The 19755-nt window shown below is 67.0% G+C and carries 15 protein-coding genes; 9 read left to right on the plus strand and 6 right to left on the minus strand.

What is annotated here, in order from left to right:
• The first annotated feature begins 17 nt into the window (after positions 1-17).
• The 5 genes from HHL13_RS14240 (at position 18) to HHL13_RS14260 (ending at position 7823) form a co-directional block, all read left to right on the plus strand.
• Positions 18-1403, plus strand: a complete 1386-nt coding sequence (locus HHL13_RS14240; protein WP_169556288.1) for a TIGR03013 family XrtA/PEP-CTERM system glycosyltransferase — start codon at positions 18-20, stop codon at positions 1401-1403.
• On the plus strand, positions 1403-3442 hold the full coding sequence (gene prsK, locus HHL13_RS14245; protein ID WP_169556289.1) for an XrtA/PEP-CTERM system histidine kinase PrsK: 2040 nt from the start codon (positions 1403-1405) through the stop codon (positions 3440-3442). The genes HHL13_RS14240 and prsK overlap by 1 nt, the downstream gene beginning before the upstream one ends.
• Entirely contained in the window at positions 3439-4815 is a 1377-nt protein-coding gene (gene prsR / locus HHL13_RS14250) for a PEP-CTERM-box response regulator transcription factor (RefSeq protein ID WP_169556290.1), read from the plus strand. Before prsK ends, prsR begins: the two co-directional genes overlap by 4 nt.
• Positions 4799-6901: a tetratricopeptide repeat protein gene (locus tag HHL13_RS14255; protein WP_169556291.1), complete on the plus strand. Its 2103-nt coding sequence runs from the start codon at positions 4799-4801 to the stop codon at positions 6899-6901. Before prsR ends, HHL13_RS14255 begins: the two co-directional genes overlap by 17 nt.
• Positions 6902-7013: 112 nt before the next feature.
• Complete coding sequence (locus tag HHL13_RS14260) at positions 7014-7823, plus strand: ATP-binding protein (protein WP_169556292.1); 810 nt, start codon at positions 7014-7016, stop codon at positions 7821-7823.
• Here the strand turns inward: HHL13_RS14260 and HHL13_RS14265 are convergent.
• The 3 genes from HHL13_RS14265 to HHL13_RS14275 form a co-directional block, all read right to left on the minus strand.
• Entirely contained in the window at positions 7820-9127 is a 1308-nt protein-coding gene (locus HHL13_RS14265) for a HAMP domain-containing sensor histidine kinase (RefSeq protein ID WP_169556974.1), read from the minus strand. The two genes, HHL13_RS14260 and HHL13_RS14265, sit on opposite strands and share 4 nt — an antisense overlap.
• Before the next feature lie 91 nt (positions 9128-9218).
• Positions 9219-9887, minus strand: coding sequence for a response regulator transcription factor (locus HHL13_RS14270; RefSeq protein ID WP_169556293.1), 669 nt, complete (start codon positions 9885-9887; stop codon positions 9219-9221).
• Positions 9888-9922: 35 nt separating this feature from the next.
• Positions 9923-10237: a hypothetical protein gene (locus HHL13_RS14275; protein ID WP_346775559.1), complete on the minus strand. Its 315-nt coding sequence runs from the start codon at positions 10235-10237 to the stop codon at positions 9923-9925.
• A gap of 202 nt (positions 10238-10439) precedes the next feature.
• Here HHL13_RS14275 and HHL13_RS14280 point away from each other — a divergent pair, with 202 nt between their 5' ends.
• The gene (locus HHL13_RS14280; RefSeq protein ID WP_169556295.1) at positions 10440-12218 is read left to right on the plus strand and encodes an ATP-binding cassette domain-containing protein; all 1779 of its coding nucleotides are present in this window, start codon (positions 10440-10442) and stop codon (positions 12216-12218) included.
• Here the strand turns inward: HHL13_RS14280 and HHL13_RS14285 are convergent.
• Both HHL13_RS14285 and HHL13_RS14290 read right to left on the minus strand, forming a co-directional pair.
• The gene (locus tag HHL13_RS14285) at positions 12215-13198 is read right to left on the minus strand and encodes an LLM class flavin-dependent oxidoreductase (RefSeq protein WP_169556296.1); all 984 of its coding nucleotides are present in this window, start codon (positions 13196-13198) and stop codon (positions 12215-12217) included. The genes HHL13_RS14280 and HHL13_RS14285 overlap by 4 nt on opposite strands.
• Positions 13199-13247: 49 nt before the next feature.
• Positions 13248-15518: a S8 family peptidase gene (locus HHL13_RS14290; protein ID WP_346775560.1), complete on the minus strand. Its 2271-nt coding sequence runs from the start codon at positions 15516-15518 to the stop codon at positions 13248-13250.
• Positions 15519-15733: 215 nt separating this feature from the next.
• On the opposite strand from HHL13_RS14290, the gene HHL13_RS14295 reads away from it, so the two are divergent.
• From HHL13_RS14295 to HHL13_RS14305, 3 genes are read left to right on the plus strand one after another with little or no spacing between them, the layout of a single operon-like run.
• Positions 15734-16405, plus strand: coding sequence for a pyrimidine 5'-nucleotidase (locus HHL13_RS14295; protein ID WP_169556297.1), 672 nt, complete (start codon positions 15734-15736; stop codon positions 16403-16405).
• Positions 16402-17202, plus strand: a complete 801-nt coding sequence (gene dapD, locus HHL13_RS14300; protein ID WP_346775561.1) for a 2,3,4,5-tetrahydropyridine-2,6-dicarboxylate N-succinyltransferase — start codon at positions 16402-16404, stop codon at positions 17200-17202. The genes HHL13_RS14295 and dapD overlap by 4 nt, the downstream gene beginning before the upstream one ends.
• 4 nt (positions 17203-17206) lie before the next feature.
• The gene (locus HHL13_RS14305) at positions 17207-17869 is read left to right on the plus strand and encodes a hypothetical protein (protein ID WP_169556299.1); all 663 of its coding nucleotides are present in this window, start codon (positions 17207-17209) and stop codon (positions 17867-17869) included.
• 22 nt (positions 17870-17891) lie between these two features.
• On the opposite strand, the gene HHL13_RS14310 is transcribed toward HHL13_RS14305, so the two are convergent.
• Positions 17892-19739, minus strand: coding sequence for a DUF885 family protein (locus HHL13_RS14310; protein WP_169556300.1), 1848 nt, complete (start codon positions 19737-19739; stop codon positions 17892-17894).
• Between the last annotated feature and the right edge of the window lie 16 nt (positions 19740-19755).

Here is a 19755-nt window from a genome sequence, read left to right on the forward strand (position 1 = left end):
CCTAGAACGGGTGCGTCATGATCCGCCTGTTCAAGCATTATGTCCCCAATGCCGTGCTGCTGCTCGGCGTGCTGGATATCATCCTGCTGCTCGTCGCTGGCGAGTTGGGTTGGGTCTGGCGTCAGCATCAGCTGGGGCTCACCCCCGATCCGATCCTGTCGCGCGCGCCGCAACTTGCCGCCTTCGCGGTCACGCTGGAAATCGCGATGATCTCGATCGGCGTCTATGGCGCGGATTCGGTCCAGTCGATCCGCCACGCCACCGCGCGGCTGATCGTGTCGATCTCGCTCGGCGTGATCTTCCTCAGCGCGATCTTCTTCATCCTCCAGCTCGATTACTGGCGCTCGAACCTTGCCTACGCGATGGGCGCGGCGATCACGCTGCTGATCTTCCTGCGCGTCCTGCTCGGCAAGACTTTGGGCAGTCAGGCGTTCAAGCGCCGCATCGTCGTGCTCGGCGCCGGCGCCCGCGCGCAACGCCTCAAGGAACTTGCCAAGACCCCCGGCTCGGCCTTCGTCGTCGTCGGCTATATCTCGATGAGCGACGCGCACCGCGTCATTCCCGAAGCGATCGCCCGCGACGCTATCTACAATCTCGCCGACCATGTCGTCGTGCTCAACGCCAGCGAAGTCGTCCTCGCACTCGAGGAACGCCGCAACGCCCTCCCGCTCAAGGATCTGCTGCGGATCAAGACCACCGGCGTGCACGTCAACGAAATCTCGACCTTCCTCGAACGCGAAACCGGCCGCGTCGATCTGGATTCGGTCAACCCCAGCTGGCTGATCTTCTCCGACGGTTTCTCGTCGGGGCGGATGTTCTCCAGCATGTTCAAGCGGCTGTTCGATCTCTCGGCCAGCCTCCTGTTGATCGTCCTGTCGCTGCCTTTGGTCCTGCTCGGTGCGCTTGCGGTGAAGCTCGATTCCAAGGGCCCGGCCTTCTACCGCCAGCGCCGCGTCGGCCTGTACGGCACCGGCTTCGACATCATCAAACTCCGCTCGATGCGCATCGATGCAGAAGTCGCGGGGCAGGCCGTCTGGGCCGAAAAGGACGATCCGCGCATCACGCGCGTCGGCAAGATCATCCGCAAGCTGCGCATCGACGAACTGCCGCAATGCTGGTCCGTGCTGAAGGGCGAGATGAGCTTCGTCGGCCCGCGCCCCGAACGCCCCCAGTTCGTCGAGGATCTCGAACAGAAGCTGCCTTATTATGCCGAGCGTCACATGGTGAAGCCGGGCATCACCGGCTGGGCGCAGATCAACTATCCCTATGGCGCGTCGATCGAGGACAGCCGCCAGAAGCTCGAATACGACCTCTATTACGCAAAGAATTATTCGCCCTTCCTCGACATCTTGATCCTCCTCCAGACGATGAGGGTGGTGCTCTTCCCCGAAGGCGCGCGCTGATGGCGGCGGTCCTCAGCCTGTGGACTCACGCGCTGGCGGCCCTGCTGTTCGGCGCGCTGGCGCTATGGGCGTGGCAGCGCAAGGAAGGCGGCATTCCCCGCCGCCCGCTGGCTTTCGCGCTGGCCGCCACGGCACTCTGGGCATTGTCCGTCGCCGGCATCGGCGGCGCGGAAACCGGCACGCGCTTCGCCGAGCTGCTGCGCAACCTCAGCTGGCTCGCCTTCATGATCGTGCTCCACCGGCGCGACGGCAATGTCCGCCCGCCGGTCGCGCTCGGCACCGTCTATGGCGTGGTTGCGCTCGTCTCGGTCGTCTCCGTCGTCCTCTACATCATCGGCACCGGCGACAGCGAAGCCGCGGCGGAATTCCTCACCGCGTCGTTGCTGCTGCGCATGCTCGTCACCGTCGCTGCGCTGGTACTGGTCCGCGCGCTGCATCAGGCTGTCGCGGCACAGGCCAGCACCGGGCTGCGCTGGATCGTGCTCGCGCTCGCCGCGATGTGGTTCATCGATTTCAACCTCGTCAGCGCGGTCTATCTCACCGCAAGCTGGCCCGCCCAGCTCGTCGCGATGCGCGGCTTCGGCATGATCATCGTCGCCGCCGCGATGGCGGCCGGGCTTCAGCGCAAGGACGACTGGAACGTCGTCGTTTCGCGCACGGTGGCCTATCAGTCGCTCTCGCTCGTCGCGATCCTCGCCTATTTCGCGCTGCTTGCGCTGGCGACCAGCGCCATCGCCACCGTCGGCGGCGCGAATGCCCGCGTGCTCCAGACCGCGTTCGTCTTCGGATCGACCGCGGCCATGCTCACCCTCGTCTCCTCGTCCTGGCTGCGCGCCTGGACCAAGGTGAAGCTGGCCAAGCATTTCTTCCGCCACCGCTATGATTATCGCGCCGAATGGATGCGCTTCACCGACACGCTCGGCACCCCGGCCGGCGCCGCGCCGCTCGACGAGCGCATCGTCAAGGCCATCGCCGATCTGGTCGAATCACCCGGCGGCACCCTGCTGGTTCCCGAAGGCCAGGGCCTCGGCCACGGCGCGACGTGGAACTGGGACAGCGACGCCACCGGTCCGGCCGATGCGGCGCTCGCCCGGCATCTCGCCAATAGCGGTCGCATTCTCGAACTCGACATGCTGCGCAAGGCCGACAGCGTCGAAACCGCGCTGCTGCCGCAATGGACGCTCGATCGCACCGATGCCTGGGTGCTCGTGCCCCTCCCGCATCTCGGCAGCCTCGCCGGCGCGATCCTGCTCGCCCGTCCCCCGCTCGATCGTCCGCTCGACTGGGAGGATTTCGATCTGCTCAAGGTCGCCGGCCGTCAGGTCGCATCCTACCTCGCCGAATCCCGCGCGCAGGAGGCCCTCGCCGATGCCCAGCGCTTCGACGAGTTCAACCGCCGCTTCGCCTTCATCCTCCATGACATCAAGAATCTCGTGAGCCAGCTGACCCTCACCGCGCGCAATGCAGAACGCCATGCCGACAAGCCCGAATTCCGGGCAGACATGGTCGAGACCCTTCGCGATTCGGCCGAGAAGATGACCGCGCTGCTCGCGCGCCTGTCGCAGCATGGGCCACGCCGCGCCGAGCCGCTCCAGTCGGTCGAGATCCTGCCGCTGGTCGAGCGCATCGCCGCCACGAACCGCGCGCGGCATCCGGTTGTCGTCTCCGGCCATCCCGCGATCGCGCTGGCCGATCCCGCCGCGCTCGAACAGATGCTCGCCCATCTCGTCCAGAACGCGATCGATGCCAGCCCGGCCAGCGAACCGGTGACCATTGCCGTCGCTGCCGACAATGCTGCCGTCGCGATCGACGTGATCGACAATGGCGTCGGCATGTCGCCCGGCTTCGTCCGCGACAAGCTCTTCAAGCCGTTCGTCTCGTCAAAGTCGGGCGGGTTCGGCATCGGCGCGTTCGAGGCGCGCCAGCTCGCCACGCAGATGGACGGGCGTATCGACGTCACCAGCCGCGAAGGCTCGGGCAGCCGCTTCCGCGTGACGCTGCGCCCGGCGATGGCCCCCGTCACGGAGCATGCGGCATGAGCGAGAAGAAGGTCCTGCCGAAGCTGCTGATCGTCGAGGACGATGCCGGCCTCCAGCGCCAGTTGCGCTGGGCCTATGACGGCTATGAAATCCTCACCGCATCGACCCGCGAGGAAGCGATTACGATCCTTCGCGCGGAGGAACCGCCGGTCGTCACGCTCGATCTCGGCCTGCCGCCCGATCCCGACGGCACCACCGAAGGCTTTGCCACGCTCGAAACCATCCTGTCGCTGCGCCCCGATACCAAGGTGATCGTCGCTTCGGGCCACGGCGCGCGCGAATCGATGCTGCGCGCGATCGAGATGGGCGCGTGGGATTTCTACCAGAAGCCGATCGACATCGACGCGCTCGGCCTGATCGTCGCCCGCGCCTTCCACGTCCATGCGCTCGAAGCCGAGAATCGCCGTCTGGCGGAGCGGGCGCTTTATAGTGAGAATGGCGGCGGCGCGGTGCTCGGCGGCATGCTCACCGCTTCGCCCGAGATGCTCAAGGTCACCCGCACGATCGAGCGTGTCGCGGGCGCCGACGTCACGGTGATGCTGCTCGGCGCCAGCGGCACCGGCAAGGAATTGCTCGCACGCGGCCTGCACGACACGTCCGCGCGCAAGAAGGGCAATTTCATCGCGATCAATTGCGCCGCGATCCCCGATACGTTGCTCGAATCCGAGCTGTTCGGGCACGAAAAGGGTGCGTTCACGGGTGCGGTGAAAACCACCGAGGGCAAGATCGAGCTGGCGCATGGCGGCACGCTCTTCCTCGACGAAATCGGCGATGTGCCGCTGCCGCTTCAGGTCAAGCTGCTGCGCTTTCTGCAGGAGCGCGTGATCGAGCGGATCGGCGGGCGCAAGGCGATTCCCGTCGACACCCGCATTGTCTGCGCGACGCACCAGAATCTCGAAGCGATGGTCGCCGACGGCCGTTTCCGCGAAGACCTTTACTATCGGCTGGCGGAGATCGTGGTGAAGATCCCCAGCCTTGCCGAACGTCCCGGCGACGCGGGCCTGCTCGCGCGCCATTTCCTCAAGAAATATGCCGCCGCGATGAACACCGGCGCGAAGAGTTTTTCGCCCGACGCTTTGGCTGCGATCGACGCGTGGAACTGGCCCGGAAACGTCCGGGAACTCGAAAATCGCGTAAAACGTGCTGCGATCATGGCCGACGGCAAGCATGTCACCGCCGCCGATCTCGACCTGGCGGACGCGGATTCTTCCTTTCCGATCAACCTGAAAGCCGCCCGCGAGACCGCCGACCGCAAGGCGATCCGCCACGCCCTCGCGCGCGCCGAGGGCAATATCTCCAGCACGGCCCGCCTCCTCGGCATCAGCCGCCCGACCCTCTACGACCTGATGAAGGCCTATGACCTCCAGCCCTAAGCGCCGCCGCGTCTATACCAAGCCGGGGTCCCCGCGCGGGCCGCTGCTCCGCCGCGTCCTCGTGATTGCGGCGTGCCTCGGTGCGTTCGGCATCGCGCTCTATGCCTTCTTCGCGATGACGCCGACGCGCGCCAATCCCGAAGCTGCGCGCGCTTCGGTCGAAAAGGCCGCGCAGTTCCTGAGCAACGACAATGCCAGCGCCGCGCGACAGGCCGCGCTCGATGCGGTGCGCAGCGATCCGGGTTCGCCCAACGCGCATTATGTCCTCGCCCTCTCGCAGCTTCAGCTCAAGGACGGCGTCGCCGCCGAAGCCGAGCTCAAGCGCGCGGCCGATGCCGGTTACGATCCGAAGCGTCTCGCGCATCTCCGCGCCCATGCGCTGCTGCTTCAGGGCGATTCGGAACGCGCCATCGCCGAAGCCGAAAAGACCGATCCGCGCGATCGCGCCTATGGCCTGCGCATCCGCGGCCGCGCGATGACCGCGCTCAACAACTGGAGCGAAGCCGCGGCGGCGCTTCAGGAAGCCGTTCGCATCGCGCCGAAGGATTCCGATGCCTGGGCCGATCTCGGCCGCTTCCGCTACACCGCCGGCGACATTTCCGGCGCGATCCTCGCGTCGCAAAAGGCCGTCGAGCTTGGCGCCGGCAATGTCGATGCGCTGGTGCTGCGCGGCGAGATCGTCCGCAGCCAATATGGTCTCCTCGCCGCGCTGCCCTGGTTCGAACAGGCACTGAAGCGCGATCCCTATTATCACGACGCGCTGATCGAATATGCCGCGACGCTCGGCGATGCCGGGCGCACGGTCGAGATGCTCGCCGCCACGCGCAAGGCGCTCGAAGCGAAGCCCGGCAGCCCGCAGGCTTTCTACCTCCAGTCGGTCCTCGCCGCGCGCGCCGGCAATTACGATCTCGCCCGCAATCTGCTGCAAAAGACCAATGGCGCGATCGATTCGCTCCCCGGCGCGCTCCTGCTCGGCAGCACGCTCGATCTCCAGTTTGGCGAGAATGAGCAGGCGATTGAGAAGCTGCGCCAGCTCGTCGGCCGCCAGCCGATGAACATTCAGGCGCGCAAGCTGCTCGCGGTCGCGCTGCTGCGCACCGATTCGGCGCGCAACGCCATCGACATCCTCCGCCCCGTCGTCGCGCGCGGTGATGCCGACACCTATTCGCTGACGCTGGTCGCGCGCGGGTTCGAACGGATCGGCGATCGCGCGCAGGCCGCCCGGTTCCTCGATCGCGCGGCATGGCCGAAGCGCGCCGAAGCCGGTGCCTTCTCCGCCGATGACAGCGTCGCCGCGCTTGGCGCCGATGCGCAGAACCGGCCCGACGATCCCTCGGCGGTCGTCCCGCTGATCCGCGCGCTTCTCGCCGACGGCAATCGCGGCGGCGCACTCGCACGGGCGCAGGCCATCGCCAACGACAATCCCGGCGCGCCCGCCGCGCATATCCTCGTCGGCGATCTGATGATGCTGTCGGACCGGTTCGCCGATGCCGCCGCGGCCTATAAGAATGCCGCCGCCCTCCGCTTCGACGAACCCACCATGCTCCGGCTGGTCGAAGCATTCGATCGCGCGGGCAATCGCGAGCAGGCGGCGAACACGCTGGCGCTGTTCCTCTCGCAGAACCCGATGAACGTCGCCGCGCTCCGCCTCTCCGCGCACTGGCAGCTCGCCAGCGGCGAGTTCGACGCCGCGATCGACACGCTGGAGGGGCTGCGCGTTCGCATCGGCGATCGCGACGCCGCGCTCAATGCCGAGCTCGCCGCCGCTTATGCCGGTGCCGGCGAAACCGAAAAGGCCGAGGATTATGGCGAAGCGGCCTATGCCCTCGCCCCCGGCAACCCCGCGATCGCCGACGCCTTCGGCTGGGCGCTCTATCAGGGCGGCGCGCAGAGCGCGGGCCTCGAACTGCTGCAAAAGGCCGTCCGTCTCGCGCCGAACCATTCCGGCCTGCGCTGGCACCTCGCGCAAATCTATGCCGACATGAAGCGTTTCCCCGAAGCCCGCGCCCACGCCCAGGCGGCGCTCGCCGACCCCAGCTTCACCGACCGCGCCGCCGCGCAGGTCCTGCTCGGCAAGACCGGCTAGCCACTCTTGCCCTTCCGAATTCCCCTCCCTTCGAGGGAGGGGAGAATTCGCTGGGGAAGGCTAAAGAGAAGCTGCCTCCCGCTCCCGGGAAGGATCGGATAAGCCGCGGCCCATGACCGACCCGCTCGAACGCATCGCCGCCGCCCTCGAACGCCTCGCGCCGGCTCCGCCTGCGCCCGCCGATCCGCTCGCGCACCCCGCCTATGTCTGGCGCGAACATACCCTCACCGCGGCGCGCGCCTTCGCCCCGCTGCCGCTCGAAATGCTTCACGGCATGGACGCGCAGCGCGACGCGCTGGTCGACAACCTAACCCGCCTCGCCGCCGGCCATGCGGCGCAGGACGTGCTGCTGTGGGGCGCGCGCGGCACCGGCAAGTCGGCGGTGGTCAAGAGCGCGGTCGGCCATGTGCAGGCGCAGGGCGGGAATCTCGCGCTGATCGAAGCGGTGACGCTCCATCTCGACCAATTGCCCGAACTCTTCGCGCACATCGCGCCGATCCCGCGCGCGTTCGTCGTCTTCCTCGACGATCTCGGCTTCGACGCGGCGGGTGACGCCCGCGCGCTCCGCTCGATGCTCGAAGGCGGGGCGGAGGCGCGGCCCGCCAATGCCCGCCTGCTCGTGACGTCGAACCGCCGCCACCTGATCCCGCGCGACCTCGCCGAGCAGGCCAGCGCGATCAATCCGCGCGATTCGATCGACGACAGCCTCGCGCTCGCCGACCGGTTCGGCCTGTCGCTCGGCTTCCACGTCATCGATCAGGATACCTATGTCGGGATCGTGCAGGGCTATGCCGATGCCTATGGGCTGAGCTTCGATCCGGCGGAGGCGATCAACTGGGCGACGCGGCGCGGCAGCCGATCGGGCCGGGTGGCGTGGCAATATGTCGTCGATCTCGCCGGCCGCGAGGGCAAGCAGCTCTAGGACGCGGCGGGCAATCGCATCCGCACGAGCAAGCCGCCAAGGTCCTCGCTTTCCTCGAGGCTGACGGTGCCGTCGTAAATCTCCACCACATCGCGAACGATCGCGAGGCCCAGTCCCGTGCCCGGTTTGCCCGAATCCAGCCGCACGCCGCGGTCGAAAATGCGCAAACGATCCGATTCCGGAATCCCGCGCCCATCGTCCTCGACCATGATCTCGACGAATCCGGACTGCACGCTCGCGGTCACGAACACGCTGCCGCCGCCATATTTCGCAGCATTCTCAACCAGATTGCCGAGGATCTCATCCAGATCCTGCCGCTCGATATGCGCCACGGCATCCTTGGTCCCGTCGATATCGATGCGCACATTGGGATAAAGCCGCGCCACGGCCCGCTCGACCGCTTCGATCGAGGGCCAGACCTGCGCGCGGCTGTGTGCGCTGCCGCGACGGCCGACCGCTCGGGCGCGGGCAAGGTGATGGTCGATCTGCCGCCGCATCGTCCGCGCTTCGCGAATCACGCTCGGTGCCAGATCCGCCTGCCCCGCCGCCGCTGCGTTCATAATGACGCTCAGCGGCGTTTTCAGCGCATGGGCAAGGTTGCCCGCATGCCGCCGCGCTTCCTCCGCCTGCCGGTCGTTATGCTCGACCAGCGCGTTGAGTTCCTCGACCATCGGCGCGACCTCAGCCGGCATCGCGCCTTCGATCCGCGTCGATTGCCCCGCGCGCAGCCGCGAGATTTCCGACCTTATCTTGCGCAGCGGCTGTAGCCCGAACCAGGTCTGCATCGCCGCCATCACGATTAGCCCGAAACCGAGCAGCAGGAAGCTCCGCACCAGCGTCTGCCGCAGCGCCCCGATCTGCGCGTCGAGCGAATCGCGCGCCTGCGCCACCTGGAATCGCCAGCGCACCTTGGAATTGGGCAGCGTCAGATCGATCTCGGCGATGCGCAGCCGTTGGTCGGCGAACTCGTCGCTGTCGTAATAATGGATGTCCTGATCGTTGTGCGCCGGCTGCACCTTCAACCGCCGGTCCCACAGCGAACGCGACGGAAACGTCTCGAACCCCACGCCGCTGATCTGCCAATAGGCGCCCGAATTGGGCTCGAGGAAGCGCTGGTCCGCCAGCTCGCGGCTCAGCACCACTTCGCCCGTCGGCCCCAGCTCGGACGAAACGATCATCGAATTGACCAGCAGCTTGAGCTGCTCGTCGAAATTCTTGGTGACCGCGTTCACCAGCACCCGATCGAGCGCATAGCCCCCGCCGACCAGCAGCAGCAGGATCCAGCCCGCCGCGATGAAGATCATGCGGCGGCTGACCGATCCGGTCACGCGGACATAGGTGCGGGGTTGCGGCTCGCTGTCGGCCACCATCGTCTCCTTGAGGCCGCAGCCGCCGTCAGGCGTTGGCGGGTTCCTCGAGGCTGTAGCCCAGCCCGCGGATGGTGGTGATCACATCGGGACCCAGCTTCTTGCGGATGCGGGTCACGAAGACTTCGATCGTGTTCGAATCGCGGTCGAAATCCTGATCATAGATATGCTCGATCAGCTCGGTGCGGCTGACCACCTTGCCCTTGTGATGGAGCAGATAGGACAGGAGCTTGTATTCCTGCGCAGTCAGTTTCACCGGCTCGCCGTCCTTGGTGACCTTGCCCGAACGGGTGTCGAGGCGGATATCGCCCGCGGTCAGCTCGGCCGAGGCATTGCCCGAAGCGCGGCGGATCAGCGCGCGCAGCCGAGCGATCAGTTCCTCGGTCTGGAACGGCTTGGCGACATAATCGTCGGCACCGGCATCGAGGCCGGCCACCTTGTCGGACCAGCTGTCGCGCGCGGTCAGCACCAGCACCGGCGCGGTACGGCCCTCGCGGCGCCAGCGGTCCAGCACGGTCAGCCCGTCGATCTCGGGCAGGCCCAGATCGAGGATGATCGCGTCATATTGCTCGGTCGAGCCAAGGAAATGCCCCTCCTCGCCATCGGTCGCCAGATCGACCGCATAGCCTGCGCCTTCCAGCGCGTTGCGGAGCTGCTGGCCCAGCGTGGGTTCGTCCTCGACGATCAGAAGTCGCATTGATGTGTCCTCGCCCGATCGGGTGCTTTGAACGCTTAGTTACCGGTCTTGCGGAGTATCCGGCCGGTGCGGCCATCGACGTCCACCCAGATGACCGATCCATTGCGCAGGAATTTGAGCGTGTAAATATTCGTCTGCGGATCGAAGTCGAAACCCAGATATTGCGCACCCGGCATCATCGGCTTCACGCGCGCCTCGATAACGCGCACGGGCAGCAGCCCGCCCGTCTGGCGGCGCTGGCTGGCGGCTTCCTGGCCGCCATCCTGCCACCCGTCGCGGGCGTACAATGCCGTTCCGCTGGCGAGCGCGGACGCCGCCAGACACGCAACTAGAACGGGTTTCAACACCATTGACATCGGGATGGCATAGGGTTGGCGCATTGAATAGCCCCTGAACAGCGGCGTCAGGCGGCTGTAACCTTGTACTTGGCTCGCAGCGCCAGCCCGCTCCCCCACACGACCACCCGCAGAATATGCTGGATGGGAGGCCGGGTGGGGGAGCGGGCCGGCGCCGCCCTTGGCGAAGCCAGGGCAAACAGCTAGGTGCCGCCGCATGGCTGCACCTGTGTTAAGTTACGAAGGACTGGGACTGGTCCAGGGATCCGGCTGGCTGTTCCGCGGGCTGGATCTCTATATCGGCGCGCGCGACCGATTGGCGCTGATCGGGCGCAACGGCGCGGGCAAATCGACTCTGCTGCGCCTGATCGCCGGAAGCATCGATTCGGACGAGGGCCGCCGCACGATCCAGCCGGGCACGCATGTCGTGATGCTCGAACAGGATCCGCAGGTCGCCGGATTCGCCACCCTGCTCGATTTCGTCCTGGCCGGCGACGACGCGCCCGAGCGCCACGAAGCCGAAGCGATCGCCGATCAGCTCGGCATCGACCTCAGCCGCGAAGCCGCGACGGCATCGGGCGGCGAGCGCCGCCGCGCCGCGATCGCGCGCGCGCTGGCGCAGAATCCCGACGTGCTGCTGATGGACGAGCCGACCAACCATCTCGACATCGCCGCGATCGACTGGCTCGAAAACTGGCTCAGCCGCTACAATGGTGCGTTCATCGCGATCAGCCACGATCGCGCCTTCCTCACTCGCCTGACCAGGCAGACCTTGTGGCTCGATCGCGGTGCGATCCGGCGTGCCGAGATTGGTTTCGGCGGGTTCGAGGCGTGGACCGATCAGGTCTATGCCGAGGAAGAGCGCAACGCCCAGCGGCTCGATGCGAAGCTCAAGATCGAGGAGCATTGGCTGCTGCGCGGCGTTACCGGCCGCCGCCGCCGCAACGAAGGCCGCAAGGCCAAGCTGATGGAGATGCGCGCGCAGCGCGCGGCGATGCAGGGTCCGCAGGGCGCGGCCAAGCTCGCCATCGGTTCGGACGACAACCAGACCAAGGTCGTCATCGACGCCAAGAACGTCATCAAGCGATTCGGTGACCGCACGATCATCCGCGACCTGACGCTGCGCGTGACGCGCGGGGACCGGATCGGCGTGGTCGGCGCGAACGGCGCCGGCAAGACGACTCTGCTCAAACTGCTGACCGGCCAGCTCGAGCCCGACGAAGGCAGCATCCGCCTGTCGAAGACGCTCGACGAAGTCGTCATCGACCAGCAGCGCAGCCTGATGGACCCGGCCAAGACCGTCCGCGACGTGCTGACGCAGGGCGGCGAATGGATCGACGTGCTCGGCGTGAAGAAGCACGTCCACGGCTATCTCAAGGAGTTCCTGTTCGAACCGGGCCTGGTCGACGCCAAGGTCGGCACGCTGTCGGGCGGCGAACGTTCGCGCTTGTTGCTGGCCCGCGAATTCGCGCGCCCGTCCAACCTGCTGGTGCTCGACGAGCCGACCAACGATCTCGATCTCGAAACGCTCGATCTGCTGCAGGAAGTCATCGCCGACTATGAAGGCACCGTCCTGATCGTCAGCCACGATCGCGACTTTCTCGATCGCACCGTCACGGTGACGCTCGGGCTCGACGGAACGGGCAATGTCGATGTGGTGGTCGGCGGCTATGCCGATTGGGTCGCGCAGCGCAAGCAGCGCACCGAACCGGCGAAGAAAGCCGCACCGGCAAAGCCCGCAGTCGAAGCGCCGAAGAAGACGACCAAGCTCAGCTACAAGGATCAGCGCGACTATGATCTGTTGCCGAAGCGGGTCGAGGAACTCGAAGCCGCGATTCTCCGCGACGAAGCCGCGCTGGCGGACGGCAATCTCTACGTCGCGGACCGCAAGAAGTTCGACACGCTGATGGCCGCGGTGGCAAAGGCGCGCGACGAAAAGGATGCCGCCGAGATGCGCTGGCTGGAGCTGGCGGAAATGGTCGAAGCGCTCGGTTAGAGTGAGCGCATCACCTCGGCGGTGATCTCCAGACTCCGCCGCCGCGCGGCATGATCGAACATCGCGCTGCCGATGATCAGTTCGTCCGCTTGCGTGCGCTTCACGAACGCCGCGATCTTCTCGCGCACCGTATCGGGCGATCCCACTGCGCTGGCCGACAGCACCTGATCGAGGATCGCGCGATGCGGCCCAAGGCTCTCCAGATAGCCCGGCACCGGCGGCGGCAGCTGGATGCCCTCGCCCGTCCGGATCGCAACGAACGCCTGTTGCTGCGAACTCGCCAGCAGCTCGGCCTCTTCGTCGGTATCCGCCGCGAACACGTTGTAGCCCGCCATGAAATAGGGCTTCTCCAGCACCGCCGAGGGACGGAAATTGCGGCGATAGACGTCGATCGCTTCGTCGAGCAGCCCGGGCGCGAAGTGCGACGCGAACGAATAGGGCAAGCCGAGCGCGGCGGCGAGCTGCGCGCCGAACAGGCTCGATCCGAGGATCCACAAATCCACCTTCGCGCCCGCGCCCGGCGTCGCGCGGATGCCGGTTCGCCCATCATCGGCGAAATAGCTTTGCAACTCGACCACGTCCTGCGGGAAGGCGTTCGAATCGCTCTCCAGCGTCCGCCGGATCGCCCGCGCCACGCGCTGGTCCGATCCCGGTGCCCGCCCCAGGCCCAGATCGACCCGGCCCGGAAACAGGGCGTCGAGCGTGCCGAACTGTTCGGCAATCACCAGCGGCGCATGATTGGGCAGCATGATCCCGCCCGCGCCGATCCGGATCGTGCTGGTCGCCTGCCCGACATGCGCGATCACCACCGCAGTGGCTGCGCTGGCGATCCCCGCCATGCCATGATGCTCCGCGACCCAGTAACGGGTGAAGCCGAGACTCTCGGCATGCCGCGCCAGATCGGCGGCATTGGCGAGAGATTGGGAAGCACTCCCGCCTTGGGTGATGGGGACAAGGTCGAGCAGGGAATAGGCGGTCATGGGAGACAAGATGGGGAGGCCACCCGGCCTGCGCTATAAAGTTCGTCCATCAAAAGCCGAAGCTGAACCTCACCGCGCCGCCCTTGTCGTCCGGAATCCCGGCGAAATTCCCCGGGTGCCGCCGCAGGAACAGGTTGCCGCTCACGTCGCCGCCCAGGAACGGCCGGAAATAGCTCAGCTCGAAATCGACTTCGCGGCCATCGGGCGCCAGATTGATCCGCTGCACGCGCCATTCGGTGACGGCTTCGGCACCATAGTCCCACATCTGCGGCAGGTTCAGGTCGATCCCGCCGCTCGCCACGCGCAGCGGCTGGGCGATACGGAAACCGAACTGGTCATCGCCGTCGAACACGCCCCACTTGCCCATATCGACCGCGAAGCCATTGGTGCGCATCGAGCCGGAGCCCTCCACGCCGCCGCGCAGCGTCGCGCGGGTCCAGCCCTGCCGCATCGAGGCGCCGAAATTCCAGCCGTCGCCCGCATCGAACCGCGCGCCCAGATCGAGGAAGAGGCTGTCCGCCCGCGCCCCGCCCAAGCCGGACGAGAAGCGCGCGCCCAGCACGCTATTCTGTTCGCTCAGCCGGGTGCCCGACACGCCCAGCCGCAGCCCGCCGAAGCGGCGATCCACCCCCAGCGACGCTCGGCTGTAGCCGAACCGCTCGGGCCGGTGCATCAGCGCGTAGAGCGTCGTGTCGCGCCGGGTGAGCACATCGCCCATCTCCTGCGAAACGGTCACGCCCCACGGGCCGAAGCTCTGGCGCAGCGCCGCCGATGCGCCGACATCGACGTCGAAGCCCGAATTGTTGCCCGGATCGCGCGCGATGAGGAACGCCGGTTCGCCGCGGCCGGCCAGCCGCGACGCCAGCGCATTGCCGCTCTCCGAAGCGCCGATCGCGAACTGCATCCGCGAGCCGAGGTTCCCGCTCAGCGATGCCGAAGCCGCCAGCGCGGGGCGCGCATCGCCGGTGCCGATCGCCAGCCGCTCGATCCGTACCGCATCATAGCCGGGGACGAGGCTGACGATCAGCTTCATGTCCTTCACGCCCACCGAAAAGCCGCGCTGGCGCGACGCCATCAGCTGCGGCAGCTGCCGCGCCGGGCCGTCGCGGTTGATCGTCCCGGCCATGTCCATCGTGAAGGCGCGGGCATAGGCGTCGAGCACCACCGTGCCGAGCGGCCCCTGTCGCGCATCGCCCATCGGCGCGGACAGCGTCCCGTTGACGCCGTTCGACGCCACCGCGCGGCTTCCCGCGATCGAGGTGGTGCCGACCGGCGCGAAGGCCCGGGTCAGGTCGAGGATGCCCCGGCCATAGATGTCGTCGATGCCGGGCGCGCCTGCATCGATCGCGGTGGTGAACAGCAGGTCGACGATCTGCGCCGGCGTCATCGCCGGGAACGCCTGCGCCAACAGCGCCACCGCGCCAGTGATCTGCGGCGCCGAGAAGGACGTACCGGACCACAGGAACGGCGTGTTATTCTCGTCCGGCGCACGCACCCGCTCGCCCATCGCCGCGAGGTAGAAGTTGCGCCGGGGCCCGCTGCCGGCGCGGTTCGAGAAGCTCGAGATCGTCCCGCTCTCGCCCACCGATCCGGCGATGATGATGAGACCGTTGGAGATCGCCGCATTGCTCGCGTTGGCGGTGAATGGATCCGGATCGGCGCCGCCGTCATTGCCCGCCGACTGGACGATGATCACCCCCGCCGCGGTCGCGCGCTGCATCGCTGTGTTGAGCGTGCCGTTGGTCGAACCGCCGCCCAGCGAGATATTGACCACCCGCGCGCCGTTGGTCCGCGCGGTATCCAGGGCAGTGGCGATGTTGTTGTCGCCGAACTTGCAGCCGGTGGTGTCGTCGCCCGCAACCTCGGTCGCGCAGCTGCCGGGATTGTCGGCGCGCAGCACGATCAGGCTGACGTCGAACGCCACGCCATGCGTTCCCGCGCCGTTGCGCCGCCCGGCGATGGTGAAGGCCACGGCGGTGCCATGCCCGCCCTGATCGTCGATGCTGGTATTACCGGCGGTATCGCGGGAACTGGCCAGAATGCGGCAGGTGCCCGTGCCCGCGCCGCCCGAACAGTCGCCGAATTCCTCGCTTTGCAAGTCGATGCCGCTGTCGATCACGCCGACACGGATGCCCTGTCCGGTCGCTCCGCGATTATACGCCGCCAGCGCGTTCATCGAGACCGCGCCGGCAGTCGCGCGATATTCGGACGTGTCGTAGTTCACCGAAGGCGTCGGGGTCGGCGTCGGAACCGGCGTGGGCGTCGGCACGGGCGTGGGAGTCGGCGTCGGCACCGGGGAAGGCGCGGGCGTGGACCCCACGCCGCCGCCTCCGCCGCCGCCACTGCACGCGGCCAGGAACAACAGGGCGCCAAACGCCGCGGAACGGTTCAACCCCGAACGAAAACCCGGCTTCATGATAATCTGCCCCACGGATGCGCAACCATGCAGTTATGTTTGCGCGTATTTACAGTAGCTTAATTTGGCATCCCTGTCGCGCCTTGCCGGAGCCGTCCCGCCGCCCTAGTGCCCCCGCCATGCGCGCCGAACTTCGTCATATCCGCAACTGGATCTTCGATCTCGACAATACGCTGTATCCGGCCAGCGCCAATCTGTTCGCGCTGATCGATGCGCGGATCGGCGCCTATGTCGCCCGGCTGCTCAACGTCGATGCCGACGAAGCATGGCGCGTGCAGAAAGCCTATTTCCACGCGCACGGCACGACCCTGTCGGGCCTGATGGCCGAACACGGCATCGACCCGCATCATTATCTGGACGATGTCCACGACGTCGACATGGCCGCGCTGGAGCGCAACGAGACGCTGATCGCGGCGCTCGCCCGCCTGCCCGGCCGCAAGCTGGTCTTCACCAATGGCGACGCACCCTATGCGACGAAAGTGCTCGACCGTCTCGGCCTAGCCGGGACGTTCGAGGCGATCCACGACGTCCACGCCACTTCCTATCGCCCCAAGCCCGATCCCGTCGCCTATCAGGGCCTGCTCGACGCCTATGGGCTGGACCCGCATGAATCGCTGTTCGTCGAGGATATGGCGCGCAACCTGCGGCCGGCCAAGGCGATCGGCATGGCGACGGTGTGGATCGACAACGGTTCGGAGCAGCTGCCCGGCGACGCCGACCGCAGCTTCATCGACTATATCACTACCGACATCGGCCAATGGCTGTTCGACATATTGGAGGAAGACGCGTGACTCTCGAAACGACCATCGATACCGCATGGGAAGCCCGCGCCGACCTTAACACCGCCACGCAGGGCGAAGTCCGCGACGCCGTGAACGAAGCGCTCAACCTGCTCGACAGCGGTGCGGCCCGCGTCGCCGAGCCGGAGGGTGACGGCTGGAAGGTCAATCAGTGGCTCAAGAAAGCCGTCCTTCTCTCGTTCCGCCTCAACGACAATAGCGTCATGCCGGGCGGCTTCGACAAGGTGCCGCTCAAGACTGCCGGCTGGGACGATGCCCGCTTCCGTGAGGCCGGCTTCCGTCAGGTACCGGGCAGCATCGTCCGTCACGGCGCTTATATCTCGAAGGGCGTCATCTTGATGCCGAGCTTTGTGAACATCGGCGCTTATGTCGGCGAAGGATCGATGGTCGATGGCTGGGCCACGGTCGGCAGCTGCGCGCAGATCGGCAAGAACGTCCACCTCTCGGGCGGCGTCGGCATCGGCGGCGTGCTCGAGCCCCTTCAGGCCGATCCGGTGATCATCGGCGCCGGCGCCTTCATCGGCGCGCGCGCCGAAGTGGCCGAAGGCGTCCGCGTCGGCGAAGGCGCGGTCCTCTCGATGGGCGTCTATCTCGGCGCCTCGACCAAGATCATCGACCGCGCCACCGGCGAAGTGCATCGTGGCTATGTTCCGCCCTATTCGGTCGTCGTCCCGGGCACCGTGCCCGGCGAGGCAGGCAAGCCCGGTCTCTATTGCGCGGTGATCGTCAAGACGGTCGACGCCCAGACGCGCAGCAAGACCGGCATCAACGAATTGCTGCGGGACTGATCCGGTGAAGGGCTTCTTCGCGCGGCTGTTCGGCCGGGGGAAAGGCGATGCGCCGGCCGTACCGTCGGCGGCGCAGGAACCGGCCCCCGATCCTGTCGAAACGCTGCGCGATCAGATCGATCGCGATGTCGCCGCCGGGTTCGATGACGAGGATGTGATCCTCCGCAATCTGCCCGACTATTTCGAAGGCGAGATCGATCCGGCGCTAACCCGCCGCGAGGCCCCGCGCCTGCTCCGCGAAGCGCTTGCCCGGCACAAGGCGGCGGCGGCAGGCTGGCCCGAAATCACCGATTGCGACCGGCTCGACGCGGCGTTCGACGCGCTCGAAGCCGATGGCGTGATCGCGCGCCAGAACTTCACCTGCTGCAGCACCTGCGGATCGACCGAGATCTGGGACGAGATTCAGGCCGCCGCCGATGCCGGACTGCCCGCGCGAGGCTATGCCTTCTATCATGTCCAGGACACCGAAAGCGCCGTGGAAGGTCACGGCGTCTATCTCGGCTATGGCGCGTGCGAGGAAGGCGAGGCCGCAGCGCTGGCCGTGGGACACGACATCGTCGCCCAGCTCGAGCGCCACGGCCTGACGCCCGAATGGGACGGCAGTTGGAACCGCAAAATCGCGGTCCCGCTCGACTGGAAGAAGCGGCGCGGCGTGACGCGGGTCTGACCCGCGCTCAGCCATTCCCGCGTCACCCCTTCTTCAGAACGCCCTGCGCCCAGTCGGCCATCGCCTTCTCCAGCACATCCAGCGGCACCGCGCCCGCGGCCAGCGCCGTGTCGTGGAAGCCGCGAATGTCGAACTTCGGCCCAAGCGTCTTCTTCGCCGCCTCGCGCGAGCGCTCCCACACGATATGGCCCAGCTTGTAGCTGCACGCCTGACCCGGCCACACGCAGTAACGCTCGACTTCGGTCGTCAGCGTGGTTTCCGAATCGCCCAGCGCATCGACCATGTATTTGACCGTCTGCTCGCGGGTCCAGCGCTTGTGGTGGAGACCCGAGTCCGCCACCAGCCGCGCGGCGCGGAACATCAGCGACTGGAGATAGCCGAGCTGCCCCCAGGGATCGCCCTCATACATGCCCATCTCGTCGGCAAGCTGCTCGGCATAGAGACCCCAGCCCTCGGTATAGCCCGAGAAAAGCGGCATCTTGCGCAGCAGCGGAATGCCCTCGGCTTCGAGCGCGAGCGAGATCTGGTGGTGATGGCCCGGGCTCGCTTCGTGATAGGTCAGCGTGGGCAGCGTGAATTTCGGCCACTCCGCGGTATCGCGCAGGTTGATGTAATAGGCGCCGGGGCGCGAGCCATCCAGCGCGGGCAGCTGATAGCTGCCGCCGGGCGCCCCCGCTTCGATCTCCACCGGCACGCGCTTGATCTCGACCGACGCCTTGGGAATGCGCCCGAACGCTTCGGGCAGCCGCCTGGCCATTGCCGCCATCTGCGCGTTCAGATCGGCGAGCAGCTGCGCCTTGCCGGCATCGGTGTTGGGATAGAGCTGGCCGGGACGCTTGCCGATCGCCGCGATACGCTCACCGACGGTGCCCTGTGTCATCCCCTGCTTGCGCAGGATCGCATCGGCGCGAGCGGACAGCTCGGCAACCTGCGCGAGTCCGGTGCGGTGGATATCATCGCCCGACATGCCGGTCGTCGTGTAGGCGAGCACGCCGTAGCGATAATAGGCTTCGCCATCGGGCAGGCGCCAGCAGCCCGCATCCTTCGACGCGCCGGGCAATGCCGCGGCCAGCACCGCTGCCTGCCGCTTCAGCGCGGGATAGACGGCGTCGCGCACGATCGCCTCCGCCCGCGCCTTCCAGTCGCCGGATACATTCGCGGCAGCGGCGCGGCGAGCCAGCGACGTGGTCATGCTCGATTCGCCCGGCGCAACCTTCAGGATCGCATCGAACTGCTCGGCGGTGCGGCGCAGGACGAAATCGGGCGGCGTCGCGCCCTTGGCATAGTCGGCGCGGGTCCGGTCGGTTTCGACGTCCAGCACGGTCGCGAACGCCTTCAGCCGATCCAGATAGGATTCGGCATCGGCTGCAGTCTTCACCTGATGCTGGTTGTCGAGGAATTGCGGGATGCCGCCATAACTGCCGGTCAGCTGGCTGACGACATAGGGCGCCGCGCCGCCGATCGACGATTGCTGGCCATAGTCGAACCGGTCCGAAAGCGCGGCGGTATCGATGAAGAATTTGGTGGTGTCGTAATTGACTGCGTCCATGCCCGACAGCGCGGCGCGGTCGATCGTCGCCAGTTCGGCGCCATAGCCCCGGAATGCGCCGAAGATCCTGTCGGTGGCGGCCTGCGACCGGTCGTCGAGCTTCGAGCGCACCGCAGCGTTCGGTCCGCTGTCCATGCCGAGCATGGTCATGAATTCGGGTGATTCCTTCAGGAACTCCTGCATCATCCGGTCGAGCAGCGCGGTCAGCTTCGCGCCGCCTTCGGACGCGCGCGGCCGAGCCGATGCGGGAAACAGCGGGGCGCTGGCGAAAGCGGCGGCTGCAGCGGCGGTCGACAGCAGCATCGTACGACGATCGATCATGACGGTTCCTTGCGTT

Origin of the sequence: Sphingomonas sp. G-3-2-10, from assembly GCF_012927115.1 — a bacterium.
In the GTDB taxonomy this organism is placed as follows: Bacteria; Pseudomonadota; Alphaproteobacteria; order Sphingomonadales; family Sphingomonadaceae; genus Sphingomonas.

Coding starts and splice junctions, on each gene's coding strand:
- HHL13_RS14280 (WP_169556295.1), top strand. CDS start 10,440: ATGGCTGCACCTGTGTTAAGTTACGAAGGACTGGGACTGGTCCAGGGA.
- HHL13_RS14240 (WP_169556288.1), top strand. CDS start 18: ATGATCCGCCTGTTCAAGCATTATGTCCCCAATGCCGTGCTGCTGCTC.
- HHL13_RS14295 (WP_169556297.1), top strand. CDS start 15,734: ATGCGCGCCGAACTTCGTCATATCCGCAACTGGATCTTCGATCTCGAC.
- prsK (WP_169556289.1), top strand. CDS start 1,403: ATGGCGGCGGTCCTCAGCCTGTGGACTCACGCGCTGGCGGCCCTGCTG.
- HHL13_RS14275 (WP_346775559.1), bottom strand. CDS start 10,237: ATGGTGTTGAAACCCGTTCTAGTTGCGTGTCTGGCGGCGTCCGCGCTC.
- HHL13_RS14270 (WP_169556293.1), bottom strand. CDS start 9,887: ATGCGACTTCTGATCGTCGAGGACGAACCCACGCTGGGCCAGCAGCTC.
- HHL13_RS14310 (WP_169556300.1), bottom strand. CDS start 19,739: ATGATCGATCGTCGTACGATGCTGCTGTCGACCGCCGCTGCAGCCGCC.
- HHL13_RS14255 (WP_169556291.1), top strand. CDS start 4,799: ATGACCTCCAGCCCTAAGCGCCGCCGCGTCTATACCAAGCCGGGGTCC.
- prsR (WP_169556290.1), top strand. CDS start 3,439: ATGAGCGAGAAGAAGGTCCTGCCGAAGCTGCTGATCGTCGAGGACGAT.
- HHL13_RS14285 (WP_169556296.1), bottom strand. CDS start 13,198: ATGACCGCCTATTCCCTGCTCGACCTTGTCCCCATCACCCAAGGCGGG.
- HHL13_RS14260 (WP_169556292.1), top strand. CDS start 7,014: ATGACCGACCCGCTCGAACGCATCGCCGCCGCCCTCGAACGCCTCGCG.
- HHL13_RS14265 (WP_169556974.1), bottom strand. CDS start 9,127: ATGATCTTCATCGCGGCGGGCTGGATCCTGCTGCTGCTGGTCGGCGGG.